This window comes from Aeromonas rivuli, assembly GCF_020149575.1.
GTDB lineage: Bacteria > Pseudomonadota > Gammaproteobacteria > Enterobacterales > Aeromonadaceae > Aeromonas > Aeromonas rivuli.
In genome coordinates, this window is the sequence record NZ_CP079742.1 from 2,896,645 (window position 1) to 2,915,088 (window position 18,444).

At 61.7% G+C, this 18,444-nt stretch carries 15 protein-coding genes; 6 read left to right on the forward strand and 9 right to left on the reverse strand.

Annotated features, from left to right (window positions below):
* Nucleotides 1-252 carry a TIGR02647 family protein gene (locus KYK33_RS13325; protein ID WP_042043305.1) on the forward strand — a complete coding sequence of 84 codons (252 nt, stop codon included), beginning with the start codon at nt 1-3 and terminating at the stop codon, nt 250-252.
* Here KYK33_RS13325 and KYK33_RS13330 read toward each other — a convergent pair.
* From KYK33_RS13330 to KYK33_RS13360, 7 genes are all read right to left on the reverse strand, one after another.
* Entirely contained in the window at nt 236-583 is a 348-nt protein-coding gene (locus KYK33_RS13330) for a hypothetical protein (RefSeq protein WP_224430835.1), read from the reverse strand. The genes KYK33_RS13325 and KYK33_RS13330 overlap by 17 nt on opposite strands.
* A 248-nt stretch (nt 584-831) precedes the next feature.
* On the reverse strand, nt 832-1,041 hold the full coding sequence (locus KYK33_RS13335; RefSeq protein ID WP_042043304.1) for a cold-shock protein: 210 nt from the start codon (nt 1,039-1,041) through the stop codon (nt 832-834).
* A 208-nt stretch (nt 1,042-1,249) separates the two neighbouring features.
* The gene (locus KYK33_RS13340) at nt 1,250-2,350 is read right to left on the reverse strand and encodes a dihydrolipoamide acetyltransferase family protein (protein ID WP_224430836.1); all 1,101 of its coding nucleotides are present in this window, start codon (nt 2,348-2,350) and stop codon (nt 1,250-1,252) included.
* Between the two features lie 94 nt (nt 2,351-2,444).
* A complete protein-coding gene (locus tag KYK33_RS13345; protein WP_224430837.1) occupies nt 2,445-3,431 on the reverse strand; it encodes an alpha-ketoacid dehydrogenase subunit beta in 987 nt (328 codons plus the stop codon).
* Nucleotides 3,424-4,518 carry a pyruvate dehydrogenase (acetyl-transferring) E1 component subunit alpha gene (pdhA, locus tag KYK33_RS13350; RefSeq protein ID WP_224430838.1) on the reverse strand — a complete coding sequence of 365 codons (1,095 nt, stop codon included), beginning with the start codon at nt 4,516-4,518 and terminating at the stop codon, nt 3,424-3,426. The genes KYK33_RS13345 and pdhA overlap by 8 nt, the downstream gene beginning before the upstream one ends.
* 238 nt (nt 4,519-4,756) lie before the next feature.
* On the reverse strand, nt 4,757-5,779 hold the full coding sequence (astE, locus tag KYK33_RS13355) for a succinylglutamate desuccinylase (RefSeq protein ID WP_224430839.1): 1,023 nt from the start codon (nt 5,777-5,779) through the stop codon (nt 4,757-4,759).
* Between the two features lie 262 nt (nt 5,780-6,041).
* Nucleotides 6,042-6,251: a DUF1127 domain-containing protein gene (locus tag KYK33_RS13360; protein ID WP_042039552.1), complete on the reverse strand. Its 210-nt coding sequence runs from the start codon at nt 6,249-6,251 to the stop codon at nt 6,042-6,044.
* Nucleotides 6,252-6,976: 725 nt separating this feature from the next.
* On the opposite strand from KYK33_RS13360, the gene uhpT reads away from it, so the two are divergent.
* The 5 genes from uhpT (at nt 6,977) to KYK33_RS13385 (ending at nt 13,340) form a co-directional block, all read left to right on the forward strand.
* A complete protein-coding gene (gene uhpT, locus KYK33_RS13365) occupies nt 6,977-8,383 on the forward strand; it encodes a hexose-6-phosphate:phosphate antiporter (RefSeq protein WP_224430840.1) in 1,407 nt (468 codons plus the stop codon).
* A gap of 209 nt (nt 8,384-8,592) precedes the next feature.
* Nucleotides 8,593-9,183 (forward strand): transcriptional regulator UhpA, encoded by a 591-nt coding sequence (gene uhpA / locus KYK33_RS13370; protein ID WP_224430841.1) that lies wholly within the window; start codon nt 8,593-8,595, stop codon nt 9,181-9,183.
* A complete protein-coding gene (uhpB, locus tag KYK33_RS13375; protein WP_224430842.1) occupies nt 9,180-10,697 on the forward strand; it encodes a signal transduction histidine-protein kinase/phosphatase UhpB in 1,518 nt (505 codons plus the stop codon). Before uhpA ends, uhpB begins: the two co-directional genes overlap by 4 nt.
* A gap of 27 nt (nt 10,698-10,724) precedes the next feature.
* A complete protein-coding gene (gene uhpC / locus KYK33_RS13380) occupies nt 10,725-12,056 on the forward strand; it encodes an MFS transporter (protein WP_224430843.1) in 1,332 nt (443 codons plus the stop codon).
* Between the two features lie 384 nt (nt 12,057-12,440).
* Nucleotides 12,441-13,340, forward strand: a complete 900-nt coding sequence (locus KYK33_RS13385) for a DNA replication terminus site-binding protein (RefSeq protein WP_224430844.1) — start codon at nt 12,441-12,443, stop codon at nt 13,338-13,340.
* A gap of 201 nt (nt 13,341-13,541) precedes the next feature.
* Here the strand turns inward: KYK33_RS13385 and KYK33_RS13390 are convergent, their stop codons facing one another.
* On the reverse strand, nt 13,542-17,390 hold the full coding sequence (locus tag KYK33_RS13390; protein ID WP_224430845.1) for a DEAD/DEAH box helicase: 3,849 nt from the start codon (nt 17,388-17,390) through the stop codon (nt 13,542-13,544).
* Nucleotides 17,391-17,675: 285 nt separating this feature from the next.
* Nucleotides 17,676-18,359, reverse strand: a complete 684-nt coding sequence (locus tag KYK33_RS13395; RefSeq protein WP_224430846.1) for a YceH family protein — start codon at nt 18,357-18,359, stop codon at nt 17,676-17,678.
* Nucleotides 18,360-18,444 lie beyond the last annotated feature (85 nt).

The following is an 18,444-nucleotide window of genomic DNA, read 5'->3' on the forward strand; positions in this document are numbered from 1 at the left end:
ATGATTGGGATCGACCAGATTTCTGAAGACTTTATCCATGAACTGAAAGTACTGGCCTGCTTTGATCCGGCGAATTTGAGTGTGGGGATCAAGTTACGCAGTGATATGAGTGATACGCTCTGCCAGGCGGCGGGACGCCTGCATCAGCAGGGTCTGATCAGCGCCGAGGATGGCGGCTATCTGACTCCCTTTGGCATGACAATGGTTGAACACCTGCAACACCTGCTCGTGGCCCTCAGGCCGGTGGCATAGGCGCCGCCCAGAGCGAAAAGTTCAACAGTTCCCAGCGTGCGCCTTGTTGCAGGTGACACGCAAACAGCAAAGGACCTTCGGGTCCTTTTACATTGCCGTCCACCAGCCACTGCTGGTCCCTGTGGGGCACGGGGCGGGTCTCAATACTGATGGGCGCGGCCTCGCCCCCGAGTCGAACCTGCAAAAATTGCAGGCAGGTGAGGCGGGCCTGCTCGGCGGCAACCAGATCAGGCTGTGTCCCGGCTACCGGAGACGCTTGAGTGGCTGATGGCGGCAAGGTGAGCGCCACAACGACCGCCAGGCAAGCGGCGAACCAGATCCTTCTCTTCATCGACGAACCTGCCGAACAGTCCTGTTCCTGTTGATACCTTATTTCTAACACACTCAGTCGAGCACGCTCAACCCGCCATGACACCGTGATGTCAGGCGCAGCCACACAAGGCCATATCCAGAGCAGGAGTGGTCATATCACGAAGGAAATCGCCGCCATCCCTGCCGCTGAGATCAGCTTGGCAAAGCCCAGATAGACAAAAAGCCGTGGTACCAGAGGCACCACGGCTTTCTTAAATTCTGTAACAATTACAGAGCGGTTACGTTCTCAGCCTGCGGGCCTTTCTGACCTTGGGTCACGGTGAACTGTACGCGCTGACCTTCAGCCAGGGTACGGAAACCGTTGCCTTGAATGGCGCTGAAGTGTACGAACACATCCGGGCCATTTTCTTGCTGGATGAAGCCGAAGCCTTTGGTTTCGTTGAAGAATTTAACGGTACCGGTGATCATGTTAGACATATCTATTAAACCTGTATTCAAAAATTACTCGTGCCTTGAAAGGCGGATAAAGCTTCGAAAAGAGGGAATGACTTATGGACACTAGAAGGGGATGTGAAACATCGTATTCAGTAACATAAATATTGCCTTTTTCAAGCTCGACTGATTATACGTAGCTTTGTTCATTACGCAAACATATTTGTGCCCTGCCAATGGCAGGGCACAAGGCCTAGCAGGCAGGGGCCTCCAACGCCTTGACCAGCGCCTTGAGGAAGCGCGCCGCCTCGCCGCCGGTGCAGGCTCTGTGGTCAAAGGTCATCGACAATGGCAGGGCCCTGACCGGCCTGGCCTCCCCTTGCACGAAGACCACCTTATCGAACAGTGTCCCCGCCCCTATGATGGCCACCTGGGGCGGTGTCACTATCGGACTGGCGTAGCGACCGGCGATGGCACCGAAGTTGGTGAGGGTGATGGTCGCCCCCTGGAGCATCTCCCGCGGCACAGCCCGCGCTTTGACGTCGGCTATCATGCGATCCAGCCCCTGGCGAATGTCGCCAGGCTCCCGCTCGGCCACATTCTCCATCACAGGCACATAGAGCCCATGGCGTGAGTCCACGGCGATGGCCACATTGACCTCCGTAAACAATCGCCGCGACAAGGTCTCGCCATCGAACCAGGCGTTCATCGATGGTTCGGCCCGACAAGCGACGCCGATCGCCTTGATGAGACGTACCGTCACATCTTCCTCGGCCCGCCAGGCTCGCAGATCGACCTCATCGGTGATGCTGACCGGTACCACGGTACGATGCGAATGTTCCATTGCCTTGGCCATGGCCCGGCGAGCCCCCTTGAGGAACTCGTTGCCGCTGCCTTGCTGCGCCTCGAACGCCTGCTGGACATCCAGCTCCAGCACCAGGCCGCCAGCGCCACTACCCTTGAGGTTATTGATGTCGATGCCCAGCTGCTGGGCGAGTTGACGTACCGCCGGCATGGCCTGCACCAGACGACCGCCAGCAGCCAGCACACCGGCCACGAAGTGATCCTCTATATGTTGCTGGCTGCTGCTCACCTTGCCCACGACGGTGCCATCATCTTCTCCGCCCTCAAACTCCACCAGGGGGGCGCCTATGTGCAATATGTCTCCCTCCTGACCACAGAGCCGAGCGATGACCCCATTGACTGGCGAGGGCACATCCACCAGCGCCTTGGCCGTCTCGACCGAGAGCAGCACCTGATCGACCTTGACCGCATCGCCGGCAGCAACCTTCCACTCCACGATCTCCGCCTCGGCCAGTCCCTCGCCCAAATCCGGCAACTTGAAATATTTCATGATCCGTTCTCCATCCGCGGGGACATCACCAAAGGTTGAAAAATCTCATGACTCTTTTTTGCTCGACGGCCAGTTCGCCACAATGTGAAGTAGTTCATAGCCACTTGTTCTCCATCAGCTGGTGCGCCGCCAGGGCGATATCCTGCTCGGTGATGAGGTAGTGCTCCTCATTACGGTAATAAGGCACGGCGGCATCGACACCGGTGAGCCGCTTTGGGGGGGCCTTGAGGCTGGTAAACGCCTCTTCCGTCACCCTGGCCACTATCTCGGCCCCCACCCCGAAGCTGCCACACGCTTCATGTACCACCAGCAGGCGGCCTGTCTTGCGTACCGAGGCGAGTATGCTAGCCATGTCGAGGGGCTTGATGGTGGCGAGATCCAGCACCTCGCACTGGATGCCCTCATCGCTCAGCGCCTGGCTGGCACGCATCACCTCCAAGATACAGGCTCCCCAGGCCACAATGGTCAGATCATGGCCGCTGCGCAGGGTAAAACAGACATCCAGCGGCAAGCCGATGCCGTCATCCACCACATCGGATTTCATGGCGCGATAGATGCGATCCGGCTCGAAAAACATCACGGGATCCGGGCTGCGGATGGCCGATAAGAGCAAGCCATAGGCCCGCTTGGGACTGGATGGGATCACCACTCGCAAGCCGGGAATATGGGCAAACAGCGCCTCCACGCTCTCACTGTGGTGCTCAGGGGAGTGGATACCGGCGCCATAAGGAGAGCGATAAACGATGGGGCAACTGAGCCGGCCCCGGGTGCGGTTGCGCATCCGCGCCGCCTGGCAGATGATCTGCTCCATGCCGGGGAAGATGAAGCCCTGGAACTGGAATTCGGCCACCGGCTTGAGTCCCTGGGTGGCCATGCCGACCGCCACCCCGGCGATCAGCCCCTCCGCCAGCGGGGTGTCTATCACCCGCTTGAAGCCGAACTTGTCGCGCAGGCCGACGGTGGCGCGAAACACCCCGCCATTGACCCCCACATCCTCACCCAGCACCACCACGTCGGGGTCGTGTTCCATCTCGTGATGCAGCGCCAGATTGATCGCCTCGAGCAGTGTCATGTCACTCATGGTGTCGCCCTCCCTGCCCGGCCATGGCCTTGTCGATGATGCGCTGACGCTGACCGAGATAATCCCGGGGCAGCTCGGCAAACTGGTAATCGATGAGGGACTCCGGCGGTTGCGCCGTCAGTGACTCATAGGCGGCAACAGCGAGATCCACTGCCTTTGCGGCATCGGCCAGCAGAGCCTGCTCCTGCGCTTCGTCCCACCAGCCTCGCTCGGCCATGAACTGGCGCAGCCGCTTGACCGGCTCCTTGGCCCAGGCGGCTTCAACCTCGGCGGCATCGCGGTAGCGGGTCGCATCATCGGCGGTGGTATGGTCGCCGAGCCGGTAGCTGATGGCCTCGATCAGGGTGGGTCCCTTACCGGCGCGGGCCCGCTCCACCGCGCTCAGGGTGGCATCGTAGACGGCGAGCACATCATTGCCATCGACCTGGATGCTGGGTACCCCGGCACCAAGGCCCTTCTGGGCCAGAGTCGGCGCGCTGGATTGCAGCTTGCGTGGTACCGAAATCGCCCACTGGTTGTTGTTGATCACCATCACCATCGGCAGGTGCCAGACACCGGCACAGTTGAGCCCCTCCAGGAAATCCCCCTTGGAGGTGCCGCCATCCCCTATGGTGACCACGGCGACCCTGGGCTGGTTGCGCAGCTTGAACGCCGCCGCGACGCCGCAGGCATGGGTCACTTGTGTGGCGATGGGCACGCAGATGGGCAAGTCCTCAGAGGGCGTGCCATCTGGCTTGCTGAAGACGCTACCCCGCTCATCACCGCCCCAATACTGAAGATTCTTCTCCATGGGCACGCCACGCACGAACAGGGTGGGCATGTCGCGGTAGTAAGGCACATAGACATCCTGGGCCTGCATGGCGAGACCGACGCCAATGCCGACCGCCTCGGCCCCCAGATGGGAGGGGAAGGTCCCCAGCTTGCCGGTGCGTTGCAGGGCGATTGCTTTCTTGTCATAGCTGCGCACCATCACCATGTTGCGGTAGAAAGTGTGCAGCAGCTCCTTGTCCAGCCAGGTCGGAAGTGTGGCGACCGGGCGCCCCTCCTCATCGAGGTAACGAAGGAAGGGGATGTCGACATGGGTCATAACTGGCTCCTTGCCGTGATTGCGTCACCACCAGCGGCGACCCTTAAAATGTAAACAAGTTGTTAAGCAAAGCGCAATGCGGCAAAAGCAAATAACCCCAGTGATATCCTCTTTATTTAGCTCAATAAGCAGCCAATCGGTCTGACGCGCAGGCAACAAAAAAGGAGCCAATCCAGGCTCCTTTTTCCATCATCTGACCGCCAGGCCCGTCCCGTCAAGGGGACTCGTTATCAAGGGATCAGGCATCCCACAGCCGGGTTGGCACCACCAGCAGCATGGTTCGCTGGCCGATGGCCACATTGGCATTGGGAAATACCACGGCTTCCCGCTCTTTCTCCACCAGATGGCGCAACTCGCCATCTTCCGCCAAGACAAATCCTTGGGGAAATTCGGTGAAATTGTCGACATCGCTGGCAAACAGGAAGCGAAAATCGGCACTGCGCTTGTTGATCACCCGATCGATGGCAAAGATATTGAAATCCTCGGGCCGCCAGGGCTCCAGCGCCACGCTCGCCTCGCACACCAGCTCCTGCAGTGCCTGTCTGGCCTCGATGAAGCGGGTCATGTCATTTTCGCCAAAGGGGCGCACCTTGCCGAGCTCCACCGTGAAGCCGTAGGCATGGTGCTGACGGACGCTGTAATAGCTGAAGGTGGTGGTCGGACCGTTGGAGAGCAGTATGGTGCGCACCCCGCAGGCACCGAGGAAGCGGATCTGCTCCTGGCTGTAGGGGCGATCATGGGGGAAAGGATAAACGGCAAACTTCTCGTGACGGGAGCCGCGAATGGCGGTGTGCAAGTCATAATGCAGGCGCTCGGCCCCGGGCGTTGAGTAGAAGCGGGACACATATTGCTCGAGGCGCATGGCGCGGATCCGCTCTCTGTTGCACAACCCCTCCCCCTTGCTGTGGGCACCGCTAAACAGCCGGTTCATGTTCTCTTCCAGCTCGCGCACCCCCAGGTTCATGGCCGCCGGATTGCCAAACAGGAACAGCACCCGATGGCGGGCGCTCAACTCACCGCTGAGCAGCTTGCCAAGCAGCTGGTTGCAGATCTCGATGGGGGCCGTCTCGTTACCATGGATGCCGCAGGAGAGCACTATCTCCTTGAGGGGCTCGGCGCGCAGCTGGCTGGCCGGTTCGATGCAGAGCACCCCTGTGTCCCACACCTGCGCCTGCGCGCCATCGGCCAGGGAAAAGGAGAAGGGATCGAGCTGCCATTCGTGACGGCGGGTCAGCGCCAGGAAATCATGTTGAGGGATCATCCGTTTCACCATCTTGTCACTGTCGATGGCGCCGATTATACGGTAGCGCTCTGGCTTAAAAACAATTTTTTAAACAAATTCAACCATTAGCATAACAATGCAAGGGGAACAGGAAAGGATGCAGAGGTGACAATGAGGGCTCATGCTGAGCAGATGACGCAAAGAAGGAAGATGGCACTAGTAGAGATCGGCGGTATGGCAGAGAGACTATGGTTGGCACTATCGGCCAGCGAAAAAAAACGAGGCATCCGTGCCCGGTCAATCAACCACGCCAGAACGGCTTGGTGGTTTCCTGATAACGATCAGATTCGTTCAGGCCGATATCTTTGAGCAGATAGGCAGGCAGCTCGGAGAGCTGGCGACGACTACGGCTACGCTCCAACCAGGTCAGGAAGGTCTGTTTGGCACGAACCATCAGATTCAGTTCGCTGGACTGCTGATAACCGGCTTGGGTATAAGTCATGTTGGCCATGGTGCGGCTCCTCTTAATTAGTTGCCGCAAGCTTAGGAGTTGTCCACCCATGTCTCAATTGACGAATTTTGATACAACACATTAGTAAAAGTAATATAAGAAATCCGGCAAGAAAAATCACCAAGACAATGATTAATAAGTAAAAATTAAAAAACAAAAGTCTATTTCAATGCAAACAGCAGATTGTTCTTTTAAACGCCAGGTTAACTATTCACTTTATATTTAAGCTTATGCAATGCTCGTCATGGCGAACAGTTTGCCTATTTTCCTCATCCCGATGAAATGATCCTTGGGTGATAACGGGATGTTTCCAAAAATAACAAATGAACAATTTCATTACATGGCCACCCTCCTCATATTCTCACTCCATTTATTCGCCATGGCCAAGACTCATAGGGACAAGATCCCAGCATGATCCCCAACGCCCCCGTGTGACTCACCTCACGATTCCCGCCCACTGACCGCCAAACTAGGACATTTTCCTAACTCCCCTAGGGATGGCTCTCACGCCATTTGCGCCGCGCCTCATTACAGTCGGCTCACCTGATGCAATTCCCCGACGCTCGCCAAGGCGCAGGTTTGGGCATGGGTTCAATCGACAGGGGAGCGAGGTGCACAGTGCGACCCGCTTGCTGTTGCCCTTTCCGTGGCGTGACCTCTAACAACCCATCAACCAATGGGAGGCGCAGCGGAAATACCGTCTATCTCGCAGAGGATGAACGAAGATGTTGAAATTTCTCCAACAGGTCCGGATCCCCACCCTGGACCTGCCGGTCGAAGCCCGGCGCAAGCTCTGGTTCAAGCCATTCATGCAATCTTATCTGGTTGTATTCATTGGCTATCTGACCATGTATCTGATCCGCAAGAACTTCAACATTGCCCAGAACGACATGATCCAGGAGTACGGTCTCTCCATGACCGAGCTTGGCATGATAGGCCTTGGCTTCTCCATCACCTACGGGGTGGGCAAGACGGTCGTCTCCTACTATGCCGACGGCAAGAACACCAAGCAGTTCCTGCCGCTGATGCTGATCCTCTCCGCCCTCTGCATGCTGGGCTTCAGCGCCAGCATGGGGGGCACGGGTTTTAGCCTCTACTTCATGATCTTCTTCTATGCCCTGAGCGGCTTCTTCCAGAGCTGTGGTGGCTCTTGCAGCTACTCCACCATCACCAAGTGGACCCCCCGCAACAAGCGCGGTACCTATCTGGGCATGTGGAACCTCTCCCACAACGTGGGCGGCGCCGGGGCGGCCGGGGTGGCGCTGTTCGGTGCCAACTACCTGTTCGATGGCAACGTGCTCGGCATGTTCATCTTCCCCTCCATCATCGCCCTCATCGTCGGCTTCGTCGGCCTGCGTTTTGGCAGCGACTCGCCGGAGGCCTATGGTCTGGGCAAGGTGGAAGAGCTGTTTGACGAAGTCGCCAGCGAAGAGGACATCGCCACCGAAGAGCAGAAGCTGACCAAGGGTCAGATCTTCGTGAAGTACGTGCTGATGAACAAGGTGATCTGGCTGCTCTGCTTTGCCAACATCTTCCTCTACGTGGTGCGCATCGGCATCGACCAGTGGTCCACCGTCTACGCCCACCAGGAGCTTGGCTTCTCCAAGGAAGTCGCCATCCAGGGCTTCACCTTCTTCGAAGTGGGCGCCCTGGTCGGCACCCTGATGTGGGGCTACCTCTCGGATCTGGCGAACGGTCGCCGTGGTCTGGTGGCCTGCGTGGCACTGGCGCTCATCATCGCCACCCTGGGGCTCTACCAGCACGCCACCACCCAGTTCATGTTCCTGGGCTCCCTCTTCCTGCTGGGCTTCCTGGTGTTCGGGCCGCAACTGCTGATCGGCGTGGCCGCCGTGGGCTTCGTGCCCAAGCAGGGGATCAGCGTGGCCGATGGGGTCAAGGGCACCTTCGCCTACCTCATCGGTGACAGCTTCGCCAAGCTGGGTCTGGGCATGATCGCCGACGGCACCCCCATCTTCGGTCTGACCGGCTGGACCGGCACCTTCGCGGCGCTGGACATGGCCGCCGCCGCCTGCCTGGTGCTGATGGCCTGCGTGGCCGTGGCCGAGGAGCGCAAGATCCGCCGTATCAAACGCGAATTGAAAGCCGCCACCCTGGCTGCCCAATCCGTCTGAGCAGCACACAACCAGGCTGCTCCTCACTGAGCACTTGGTCACCGGGCGCCGCTAGTGTTTAATGCCCCCTGACCAGATATGCCTGCTCATCGCCGTGATCCAGATGCCAAGGCGCCCCTTTCGGGGGCGCCTTGGCTGTTATCCCTGCCGGGTAGGGCACGTCTTTGGTAGCCATTCGCCATCACAACCCCCACCAGGAGGCGGGCCCCATGATCAAGATTGCCCTCATCGACGATCACCAGATAGTCCGCTCCGGCTTTGCCCAACTGCTCAATCTCGAACCCGATCTGCGGGTCGTTGCCGAATTCGGCAGCGCCGCCGAGGCGCTGGCGGGCCTGCCCGGCAGCGGCGTCCAGCTGTGCGTGTGCGACATCTCCATGCCGGCTCAGTCCGGGCTGGAGCTGCTCAAGCTCCTGCCCGCCGGCCTCGCCGTGGTGATGCTGTCGGTGCACGACAGCCCGGCGCTGATCGAGCAGGCGTTGCAGGCCGGTGCCAAGGGTTTTCTCTCCAAGCGCTGCAGCCCGGAGGAGCTGATCGCCGCGGTGCGCACCGCCGCCCACGGCGGCTGCTACCTCACCCCGGACATCGCCCACAAGCTAGCCAGCAACAACCAGGATCCCCTCACCAACCGGGAACGGGAAGTGGCGCAGCTGCTGGCCCGCGGGCTGGAAGTGAAAGCCATCGCCGAACAACTCGGCCTCTCCCCCAAGACGGTGCACGTGCACCGCGCCAACCTGATGGACAAACTGAAAGTCAGCAACAACGTGGAGCTGGCCCACCGCATGCTGGACAGCTGGTGATCTCCCGGTTTACCAGCTATGTCGCCATCTCCCTGGCGGCCAGCTTCATTTTCGCCGCCGGCTGGTTCTGTCTGTGGAGCATCGGCCTGCATCTGGCGGGTGGCCCGGTGCTGGCGGTGCTGCTGTTCCCGTTCGGACTGCGACTGGGCCTGCTGCTGCAAAGCCCCCTCCCCTACTGGCCGCCCCTGCTGCTGTGTGAATCCCTGCTGCTCTACTGGCTCGACAGCGAGATAGGCCTGCCAGCCTGGCCACTCATTCAGGCCGGCAGTCTGCTCACCCTGCTGCCGCTGCTCATCGCCCGCCGCCAGCGGGTACGCAACGACTGGCAGCAGCTGCTGGTGCTGCTCGCCACCGTCACCGTGGCGGCGCTGCTGCAATCCCTGCTCTGGCATCTGGCCGGGGAAGATGGCCTCACTGCCCTGCTGCTCACCCTGACCGGCGGCCTGACCCTCACTTCAACCTGCATGCTGATCTGGCACTATCTGACCCGCGCCACCTGGGTGCCGCTCGGCCCTGCGCTGGTGGATCAGCCGGTGGACTGGCGCTTTCGTCATCTGGTCTGGTATCTGCTGCTGTTCGTGCTGAGCCTGGGGTTGCAGCTCGGTCTGCCCGATTCCCTGGTGCGCTTCACGCCGTTTTGCCTCGCCATTCCCATCATGGCCATGGCCTGGCGCTATGGCTGGCAGGGGGCCCTGCTCGCCACCCTGATGAACACTGTGGCCCTGATGGCGGGCCAGGCCTGGCACGAACATCCCCTGGATCTGCTGCTCTCCCTGCTGGCCCAGAGCCTGACCGGCCTGCTGCTGGGGGCCGGCATCCAGCGCCAGCGCGAGCTCAATCAGGCGCTGACCCGCCAGCTCGCCCACAACCGCCAGCTCACCGAGCGGCTGCTGGAGACAGAGGAGAGCATCCGTAAGGAGGTGGCCCGGGAGCTGCACGACGACATAGGCCAGACCATCACCGCCATTCGCACCCAGGCGGGCATCGCGCAGCGACTCGCGCCGGACAACCCAGGGGTCGGCCAGAGCAGCGCCCTCATCGATACCCTGTCGCTCGGCATCTATGATGCGGTGCGCGGCCTGCTCGGCCGGCTGCGCCCGCGCCAACTCGACGACATGAGCCTGGAGCAGGCGGTGCGCGGGTTGCTGCGGGAACTGGAGCTGGAGCGCCATGGCATCGTCACCCGCCTTGAGTGGCAGCTGACCGACGAGCGTCTCTCCGATGCCCAGCGGGTCACCCTGTTTCGAGTCTGCCAGGAGGGGCTCAACAACGTGGTAAAACACGCCAACGCCAGCTCGGTGCGCATCCGGGCCCACCAGCAGGGTGAGCGATTGCAGCTGCTGCTCGAAGATGACGGCTGCGGCCTGCCCGAGCAGACGCCCCAGGGTTACGGCCTGCTCGGCATCCGCGAGCGGGTGCAGGCGCTGGGGGGCAGCCTGCAACTCTCCTGCATTCACGGCACTCAACTGACCCTGAGCCTGCCCTGCCGCAAACGGGAAGATCACCATGCGTAACAACCCACTCCGGACGAGCCCAGTGCCATGCTGAACTTTATGAAGAGCCGCCCGGCCCCCCTGGTGCGGGATCAGCGCGAGATCGATGCCAGTTATCGTCACTGGCGCCTCCACATCTTGCTGACCATGTATCTGGGCTATGCGGTCTTCTACTTCACCCGCAAGAGCTTCAACTTCGCCATGCCGGACATGCTGGCGAGCGGCATCCTCGGCAAGGCCGACATCGGCATGCTGTGGACCCTGTTCTACCTCACTTACGGCTGCTCCAAGTTCGTCTCCGGCATCATCAGCGACCGCGCCAATCCCCGCTACTTCATGGGGCTTGGGCTGATGGCGACCGGGGTCATCAACATACTGTTTGGGCTCTCCTCGTCGCTGTGGCTGTTCGCGGCACTCTGGGTCGCCAACGCCTTCTTCCAGGGCTGGGGCTGGCCCCCCTGCTCCAAGCTGCTCACCAGCTGGTATTCCCGCACCGAGCGCGGCTTCTGGTGGTCGGCCTGGAACACGGCCCACAACGTGGGCGGCGCCCTGATCCCGCTCATCGTCAGCACCATAGCCCTGCAGCATGGCTGGCGCTACGGCATGATAGTGCCAGGGATCATCGCCATCCTGGCCGGGCTGTTTTTGTGCTGGCGGCTGCGGGACACCCCCAGTGCCATGGGGCTGCCCACGGTCGGGCAGTGGCGCCAGGACGCCCTGGAGATCGCTCAGCAGACCCAGGATGCGGGGCTCTCCCATCGCCAGATCCTGCGCAAGTACGTGCTCGGCAACCCCTATATCTGGCTGCTGGCCTGCTGCTACGTGCTGGTCTACGTGGTGCGTACCGCCATCAACGACTGGGGCAACCTCTACATGACCGAGCAGCGCGGCTTCAACCTGATGAGCGCCAACTCGGCCATCTCCATGTTCGAGGTGGGGGGCTTTATCGGCGCCCTGGTGGCGGGCTGGGGCTCGGACAAGCTGTTCAACGGCAACCGGGGACCGATGAACCTCATCTTCGCGGTGGGGATACTGCTGGCGGTGGGCTCGCTCTGGCTGATGCCCTTTTTCAGCTACGTGATGCAGGCAGCCTGCTTCTTCACCATCGGCTTCTTCGTGTTCGGCCCGCAGATGCTGATCGGCATGGCGGCGGCGGAGTGCTCCCACAAGGATTGCGCCGGGGCCGCCACCGGCTTCGTCGGCCTGTTCGCCTACATGGGGGCGGCGCTGGCGGGCTACCCCCTGGCCAGGGTGATGGAGATCTGGCACTGGAACGGCTTCTTCGTGGTGATCTCGGTGGCCGCCGGGGTCTCAGCCCTGTTGCTGCTCCCTTTCCTGAAGGCCCAGGCGCCTCGCGTCCTCGCCACCGAACCGGGTTGAACCGGGTTGAACCGGGCAATGGGGATCCAGACCCGGTTGCTGCTCTACGCCTTCAAGCTCAAAGCCCAGGCACCTCGCGTCCTCACCACCGAACCGGGTTGAACCGGGCAATGGGGATCCAGACCCGGTTACTGCTCTACGCCTTCAAGCTCAAAGCCCAGGCTCTTCGCGTCCTCACCACCGAACCGGGTTGAACCGGGCAATGGGGATCCAGACCCGGTTGCTGCTGCACGCCTTCAAGCTCAAAGCCCAGGCTCCTTGCCCACAAGGCACTGCTCCCCTGCTCGGTAACAGTTGACACAAGGTAACTGTTTATTTATACAGTTACTTTGCGGCGAGCAGATGGCGGCTTGCCCCACTCCCCACGTCACCGAGAGATGAACCATGGAGACCTTTACCCCCAAGGCCGCACTGCGTCAGCAGATGAGTGAGCTGGAATCACTGTTGGCCGAACTGGCCGCACAGTTGGAGCAGCTGCCCCTGCTGGAGGCTCAGGTCTACCCCCTGCCCCCTGTGCTGCAAGGCAAGGAGCATGACCCCATCAGCCAGATAGCGGTGGGGCAGCTGTGTGGTGAGGCCGCCCGCGAGGCGGCGATTGCCGCCTATCAACATCATGGCGCCCGCCCCGGCTGCTCGACCAAGTCCACTCAACGCCTGCCCGGCTGGCTGCGATTACCCGCCCGTTGCGCGGCCCAGCTCAGCCCCCTGGTGGAGAAGATCAATCATTGCAAGCAAGGCTTCAAGACGCTGGTGCAGCAAGCGGGGGGACGGGATGAGAAGTTCGAGCTGGTCCACGATGCCCTGCCCGGGGTCATCACCTTGCAGATCTATCGCCAGCTCACCCTGTTGACCGGGGAGCTCCACTCCTTCGGCTTCACCTGGGCAGACAAGCAGACCATCCGCCGCCTCGGCCGGGAGCAGGTGATCACCATGCTCGAGCGCAGCCGTCACTATGTGCCCATGCTGTCGAACCCGTCGCAGTGGCAGCAGATGGTGGATCAGGAGGTATACGACATCCGTCGCCTGCCCGCCGAGGCCGAGCTGCGGATCCGTCGCCCGGTCAAGACTCACCCCATGGTCAACCTGCTGTGGCGCGATCGCGAACCGAGGAAGCAACAGATCAAGGCGAGCCTGCCACTGCTGCTCTGCGCCGACGACTCTCCCCTCATCAAGCCGCTAGGTCACTATCCTCCCAAGCTGCGCCAGCCGAGGCGGGATCGCAAAGGGGGAGAGCGTCTCATCATCGATCGGCTGCATCTCTATGTGTATGAGCACCTCGACTAACGCAGCTCGGCCCTGCGGGTGCGGCGCCAGCCTGAGCCAGCAGGTTGTGCGGTTCGGTGACAGGGGCAAGATGAGAGCTGTTGCGCAGTCGGTGGGCTGCCCGCAGACAGGCACTGACCGTCGGCGGCAGGCAACAAGGGGAATAAAAACGCCCCCTCTCTTTGGGAGAAGGGGCGTGATCGGCAGGAAAGGAGGCGAGTATCAGCCCATCAACAGGGCACGCAGACTCTCCACGTCCAGCCCTCTTACCTCGGACTGGCCGCTGAGCAGGCCATCGGCCAGGGCGCGCTTCTCATCGTGCAGGGCCACTATCTTCTCCTCCACCGTCTGTTCGCACACCAGGCGATAGACGGTCACCGGCTGGGTCTGACCCATACGGTGGGCGCGGTCACTGGCCTGATCTTCCACCGCCGGGTTCCACCAGGGATCCAGGTGCAACACGGTATCGGCCTGGGTCAGGTTGAGACCCGTCCCCCCGGCCTTCAGGCTGATCAAAAACAGCGGTACCGGCTCGTTGCGAAATCGCAGGATGGACTCCTGGCGCGACTTGGCGGAGCAGCCACCATCCAGATAGCAGTAATCCCAGCCCCGCTTGCCGATACGCTCGCGCAGCAGGCTCAGCAGGTCGACGAACTGGCTGAACACCAGCACCCTGTGACCGTTGTCGATGGCCTCCCCAAGCAGGGCCATGGCTTCGTCCAGCTTGCTGTTGCTATGGGCCCACTCCGGCATGATGAGAGAGGGCGAACAGCAGAGCCGCCGCAGCCGGGTCAGGCCGCTCAGCACATGCATCAGGGCGCGGCCATCGGCGCTTTGCACCTGCTGCACCACCTCGCGCCTGGTCGCCTCATAGAGCTGACGCTCCTCGGCCGACAGACTGATGTGGTGCACTATCTCCGTCTTGTCCGGCAACTCGGTCAACACCTGCTGCTTGAGGCGACGCAGGATGAAGGGGCTGATCACGGCCCGCAGCAGCGCCATGTGTTCCGGATCCTTCACCGCCTTGCCGAAGCGACGCTTGAACTCGCCCAGGCTGCCGAGCAGACCCGGGTTGATGAAGGTAAACAGACTCCACAACTCCCCCAGATGGTTCTCGATCGGCGTGCCCGACAGGGCCAGACGAAAATCGCCATCGAGCTGGAACAGCAACTTGGCGCGCTGGGTACCGGCATTCTTGATCTGTTGGGCCTCGTCCAGCACCATGCTTGCCCAGCGGCGCCCCTTGAGCGCCGACGCCAGTCCGCCCAGCATGCCGTAGTTGACCAACACCAGCTGACCCGGCTTGGCCTCGGCGATCTGCGCCTCCCTGTCCATGCCTGGCTCGAAGGTCACCACTTCCAGCTCGGGGGCGAAGCGCGCCACCTCCTCTTGCCAGTTGGTGACCACTGACTTGGGCACCACCACCAGGGCGGGGCCCAGGTGCTGGCGCATACGCAACACGATCAGCGCCTGCAGCGTCTTGCCCAGCCCCATGTCATCGGCGAGGCAGGCGCCAAAGCCGTGATGGGCCAGGGTCGCGAGCCAGCGCACCCCATCTTTCTGGTAGTCCCGCAGCGGGGTGAGCAGCTCAGCCGGACAGTCAACCTCCTGTTGCCACTCCGCCTGCAACTCCTGCCAGGCGCTGTCCCCTTGCGTGCTGATCACCGAGAGCAGGCGGGTCAGTGGATAGGCGAGCCGGGTGTTGACCCTCTGCTCTTCGTCGAGCATGGCCCCCAGCATGGTGAGCCGCTCCACCAGCTTGTCACTCAGCACCAGACTGGTCTGCTCGTCGAGCTGGACGGTTCGCTGGCCCGGGGTCAACTGGCGCAAAATGAGGCGCAGATCCAGGATTTCGTGTTCATCCAGACTGAGGCTGCCCTCAACCTGGAACCAATCCTGGCGCCGCTCGATACGCAGGCTCAGAGCCGCTTCATCCAGGCTCTTGAGGCGGGCGCTGTCCTGATGCCAGTGAATGCGTATCTGCTGCTCCACCAGCTCGGGCAAAGCATTGACCAGAGAGAGTGCCTGCTCCCCCTGCAGCAGCCATTCGGTGCCGGGCAAGTCGATGGGCAGCTGATTGCGCAGGCTCTGGGCCTCGCGCTTCTCTTCCGCCAGATCTCGCAACCAGTAGAGTGACTCTTTCATCCCCTGGCGCACCACGGCCTCCCCCTTGCCCAGGGGCAAGGCGGGCATATCGTCAAGCTGAGTGACCAGCCTGACCGCGAGCTGGCCATCCTGCCAGTCGAGCTGGACCGACGCCAATCCGGGCCAGGACTTGAGCTCGACATTGCCTTGGAGCCCAGCCACCTCGCTGTGCCAGGGCAATCCAGGAATGGCGTTGAGTGTCTGTTGCAGGGCGGCCAGCCCCTCCCCCGGCAGGGGCGGGATCGACGCCAGAGCGGGCAGCAAGGGCTGCAAGCCGGGCGGCGTCAGCATCAACTGCCACAGATCCTGGGCCAGCGGCACTATGTGCGCCCCCTTGCTGGCCTGAGCCGGGCTCAATACGCCGCGCATGCCGGCGTCCTCTGCCACTATCTGCAGCAAGGGGGCACTCAGGGCAAGCTGCAGCTTCTGCCCCTTGGCGTTGAGCAGACGGGGATGCTGGGCGAGCACGGGCCAGAGTTCATCCGGCAAGCGGCTCATGTTGCGCGGCAGCAGCCGCACCAGCGCCCAATCCTCCTCATCGAGCAGGGCCGCATATTGCGTGGAGAGCAGACCAGGATCGACCCGGCGACCGGCGGTCCACTCCCCCTTGGTGCTCTGTTTCTGGATCTTGCATTCGAGCTCGGGCCCTTCTGCGTGCAGCAGCCAGACCAGCTGCTCCTTGTTTTTCCGCCCCCCGCTGGCGCGTCCCAGCCCTTGCAGCCAGTTGAGCCAGCTGGCCGATGCGGCGCCCTTGTCATCGTCGTCATCCTCATCCCCCTGCCCGTTCAGGTCAGCGTTCAGGCGATCGAGGGGGCCTTGCCTGGCCGCCTGGCCGAGCAATTGCCGCAGCAGATCCTGACAGAACCCCATCAGACGATGGCGAGGTGCCACCCCGAGCAGTGCGTCAAGATCCCACTTGTGCAAGATGGCGACTTGCGGGCTCTGGCCACCGTGGCGGGCCAGGGCACAGAGGTCGAGCCAGAGGTAGCCCCAGTGCAGTTCGTCGGCGGGCAGTTGCAGGGTATCAAACAGCCCCACCGCCTGACCGTGGCGATCCCCCGCCCATTGAGCGATCAGATCCTGCAGCAAGGGTTGCTGCTGACCCAGGCTGCGCTGCCACAACTTGCGCTGACTGCTGGCAAGTTCGGGGTCCGCCTGCTGCAACCAGCCAAGCCAGAGCAGCATCATGAAATTATGCGGATACTGACCCTTGCCATGACGTGCCTGCCACCCATTGAGGGCACTCAGCAGCGCCTCCACCAGGGGGGCACTCCCCCCTCGCTCCGCCAGGGTCATCAGCTCGGGCCAGCCATTGGGGTGATCGGGGACACTATCTTGTAACACCGCAAGGTCAGCATCCGCGTCATCACACAACCAGTGCCATTGGGCGGCCAGTTGCTGGTAGCAGGGCTGCAACTCGGCAACCACAGTCGCCTCGGCCAGGGGCCAGGGGCCAGGGGGGCAATCCAGATTCGCCTGCAGGGCGAAGTGCTCGAGCAGGATGCGCTGCCACTGGGGGCTGGATCCTGAGAGCAGGGCGTGGGACTCGGGCACATCGAGCAGGGCCAGCAGATCGGCACCATTGAGATAGGCTGGCGGCTCGCCGTCAACCCCCAGGCAGAGGGATCGCACCAGGGCCTGGACGGGATCCTGGCCGGTCAGGCTAGGTACCCGCGACCAGTCAGGCATGGGACAGTCTCCCTGGCGAACTCCCAGAATGAGCGCCAGTGTTCCCTCGGCACTCAGGCTCCAGAGCTGTTCGCCCCGCAACCGGATCAGTCCCTCGTCGTGCAGTTGCGTCAACTTGTCGATCAATACCTGGCCCAGCGGCAGCTGTTCTTGCAGATAGCGGGTACTCACGGCACGCTGCAACTGCAGCTCGCCGAGCAAGGCATAACAATCTGGAGACAAGGTTGGTGCAGACATCAAGACTCACGCGAAGGAGCAAAAGCGGAATTTTACCGGGAAAGCGCCTTCGGCTCGACCCTTAACCATGAAATAACGCAAATTAAATGGCTTGCCCCCAAAATGCCCGTTCATCCTGAGGAGCGACTGCGCAGCCAGATAGCAAGCCAGTAGGGATGATAAAGAGATCAGGACGGAGCCTGCGAGGATAAGGGTAGTAGGGCGCGGCCAGGGCCGACAGACAATGCACCAGGGCTGGCCGCCTCTTGATGGCGGCGCCCTGGTGCATCAGAGAGTAAGGGACGATTAAGAGGTCAACTCATCCAGACGCGCACTCAGGGCGGCGACCTGGCCACGCAACTCGCTGATTTCCGTCTCCAGGGTTTCGACGCGCTCAGCGAGGGCTGCGTTGGAGCCGTTCGCCCCGCTGCCGCCAGGCTCGCGTCCTGAGTAGGCACTCACCTCGTCACTCGCGACCCCGCTCACCTCGCCACTGAACAGGTGGGCAAAGCGGGATTCGCGCTTGCCTGGTTCACGGGCCAGCTTGACCACATAGGGGCCCTGCTCCATCAGCTCATGCAACACGGCATCGACCTGGGTCACATCCTCGAACTGGCAGAGCCTGTTGGTACGCGATCGCAGCTCCCCCGGCGTCTGCGGGCCACGCAGCAGCAGCTCGCAGACGATCCCCAGCGCCTGGGCATCGAATTTGAGATCACCAAACTCGGTATTGCAGAACCTGTGCTGATAACGGGGCACCCGGGCGTTGAATCCGGCAGTATTGACCACCAGTCGCTTGCGGATCAGCTCGTCAACCACGGCGCGGATCTGCAGCTCTTCGAGCTCCAGCACCGGATCTCTGTTGCTCTTCTGGTTACAGGCATTGACCAGGGCATTGAGGGACAGTGGGTATTGATCCGGCGTGCTGATCTCTTTCTCGATGAGGCAGCCGATCACCCGGGCTTCTAATGGGCCTAATACCAACTCCATTGCAGACTCCCTTTATAAACAAGATATTGCATTCAGTGCCCTATCTTATCCCGCGGGAGCCCCCCGTCTAGCCTGGCGCCCTGAT

Bases quoted from the DNA above. Each gene is read 5' to 3' on its own strand.
- uhpC (WP_224430843.1), top strand. From the start codon at position 10,725: ATGCTGAACTTTATGAAGAGCCGCCCGGCCCCCCTGGTGCGGGATCAG.
- KYK33_RS13340 (WP_224430836.1), bottom strand. From the start codon at position 2,350: ATGAAATATTTCAAGTTGCCGGATTTGGGCGAGGGACTGGCCGAGGCG.
- KYK33_RS13330 (WP_224430835.1), bottom strand. From the start codon at position 583: ATGAAGAGAAGGATCTGGTTCGCCGCTTGCCTGGCGGTCGTTGTGGCG.
- KYK33_RS13390 (WP_224430845.1), bottom strand. From the start codon at position 17,390: ATGTCTGCACCAACCTTGTCTCCAGATTGTTATGCCTTGCTCGGCGAG.
- KYK33_RS13345 (WP_224430837.1), bottom strand. From the start codon at position 3,431: ATGAGTGACATGACACTGCTCGAGGCGATCAATCTGGCGCTGCATCAC.
- pdhA (WP_224430838.1), bottom strand. From the start codon at position 4,518: ATGACCCATGTCGACATCCCCTTCCTTCGTTACCTCGATGAGGAGGGG.
- KYK33_RS13395 (WP_224430846.1), bottom strand. From the start codon at position 18,359: ATGGAGTTGGTATTAGGCCCATTAGAAGCCCGGGTGATCGGCTGCCTC.
- astE (WP_224430839.1), bottom strand. From the start codon at position 5,779: ATGATCCCTCAACATGATTTCCTGGCGCTGACCCGCCGTCACGAATGG.
- uhpT (WP_224430840.1), top strand. From the start codon at position 6,977: ATGTTGAAATTTCTCCAACAGGTCCGGATCCCCACCCTGGACCTGCCG.
- KYK33_RS13360 (WP_042039552.1), bottom strand. From the start codon at position 6,251: ATGGCCAACATGACTTATACCCAAGCCGGTTATCAGCAGTCCAGCGAA.
- KYK33_RS13335 (WP_042043304.1), bottom strand. From the start codon at position 1,041: ATGTCTAACATGATCACCGGTACCGTTAAATTCTTCAACGAAACCAAA.
- KYK33_RS13325 (WP_042043305.1), top strand. From the start codon at position 1: ATGATTGGGATCGACCAGATTTCTGAAGACTTTATCCATGAACTGAAA.
- KYK33_RS13385 (WP_224430844.1), top strand. From the start codon at position 12,441: ATGGAGACCTTTACCCCCAAGGCCGCACTGCGTCAGCAGATGAGTGAG.
- uhpA (WP_224430841.1), top strand. From the start codon at position 8,593: ATGATCAAGATTGCCCTCATCGACGATCACCAGATAGTCCGCTCCGGC.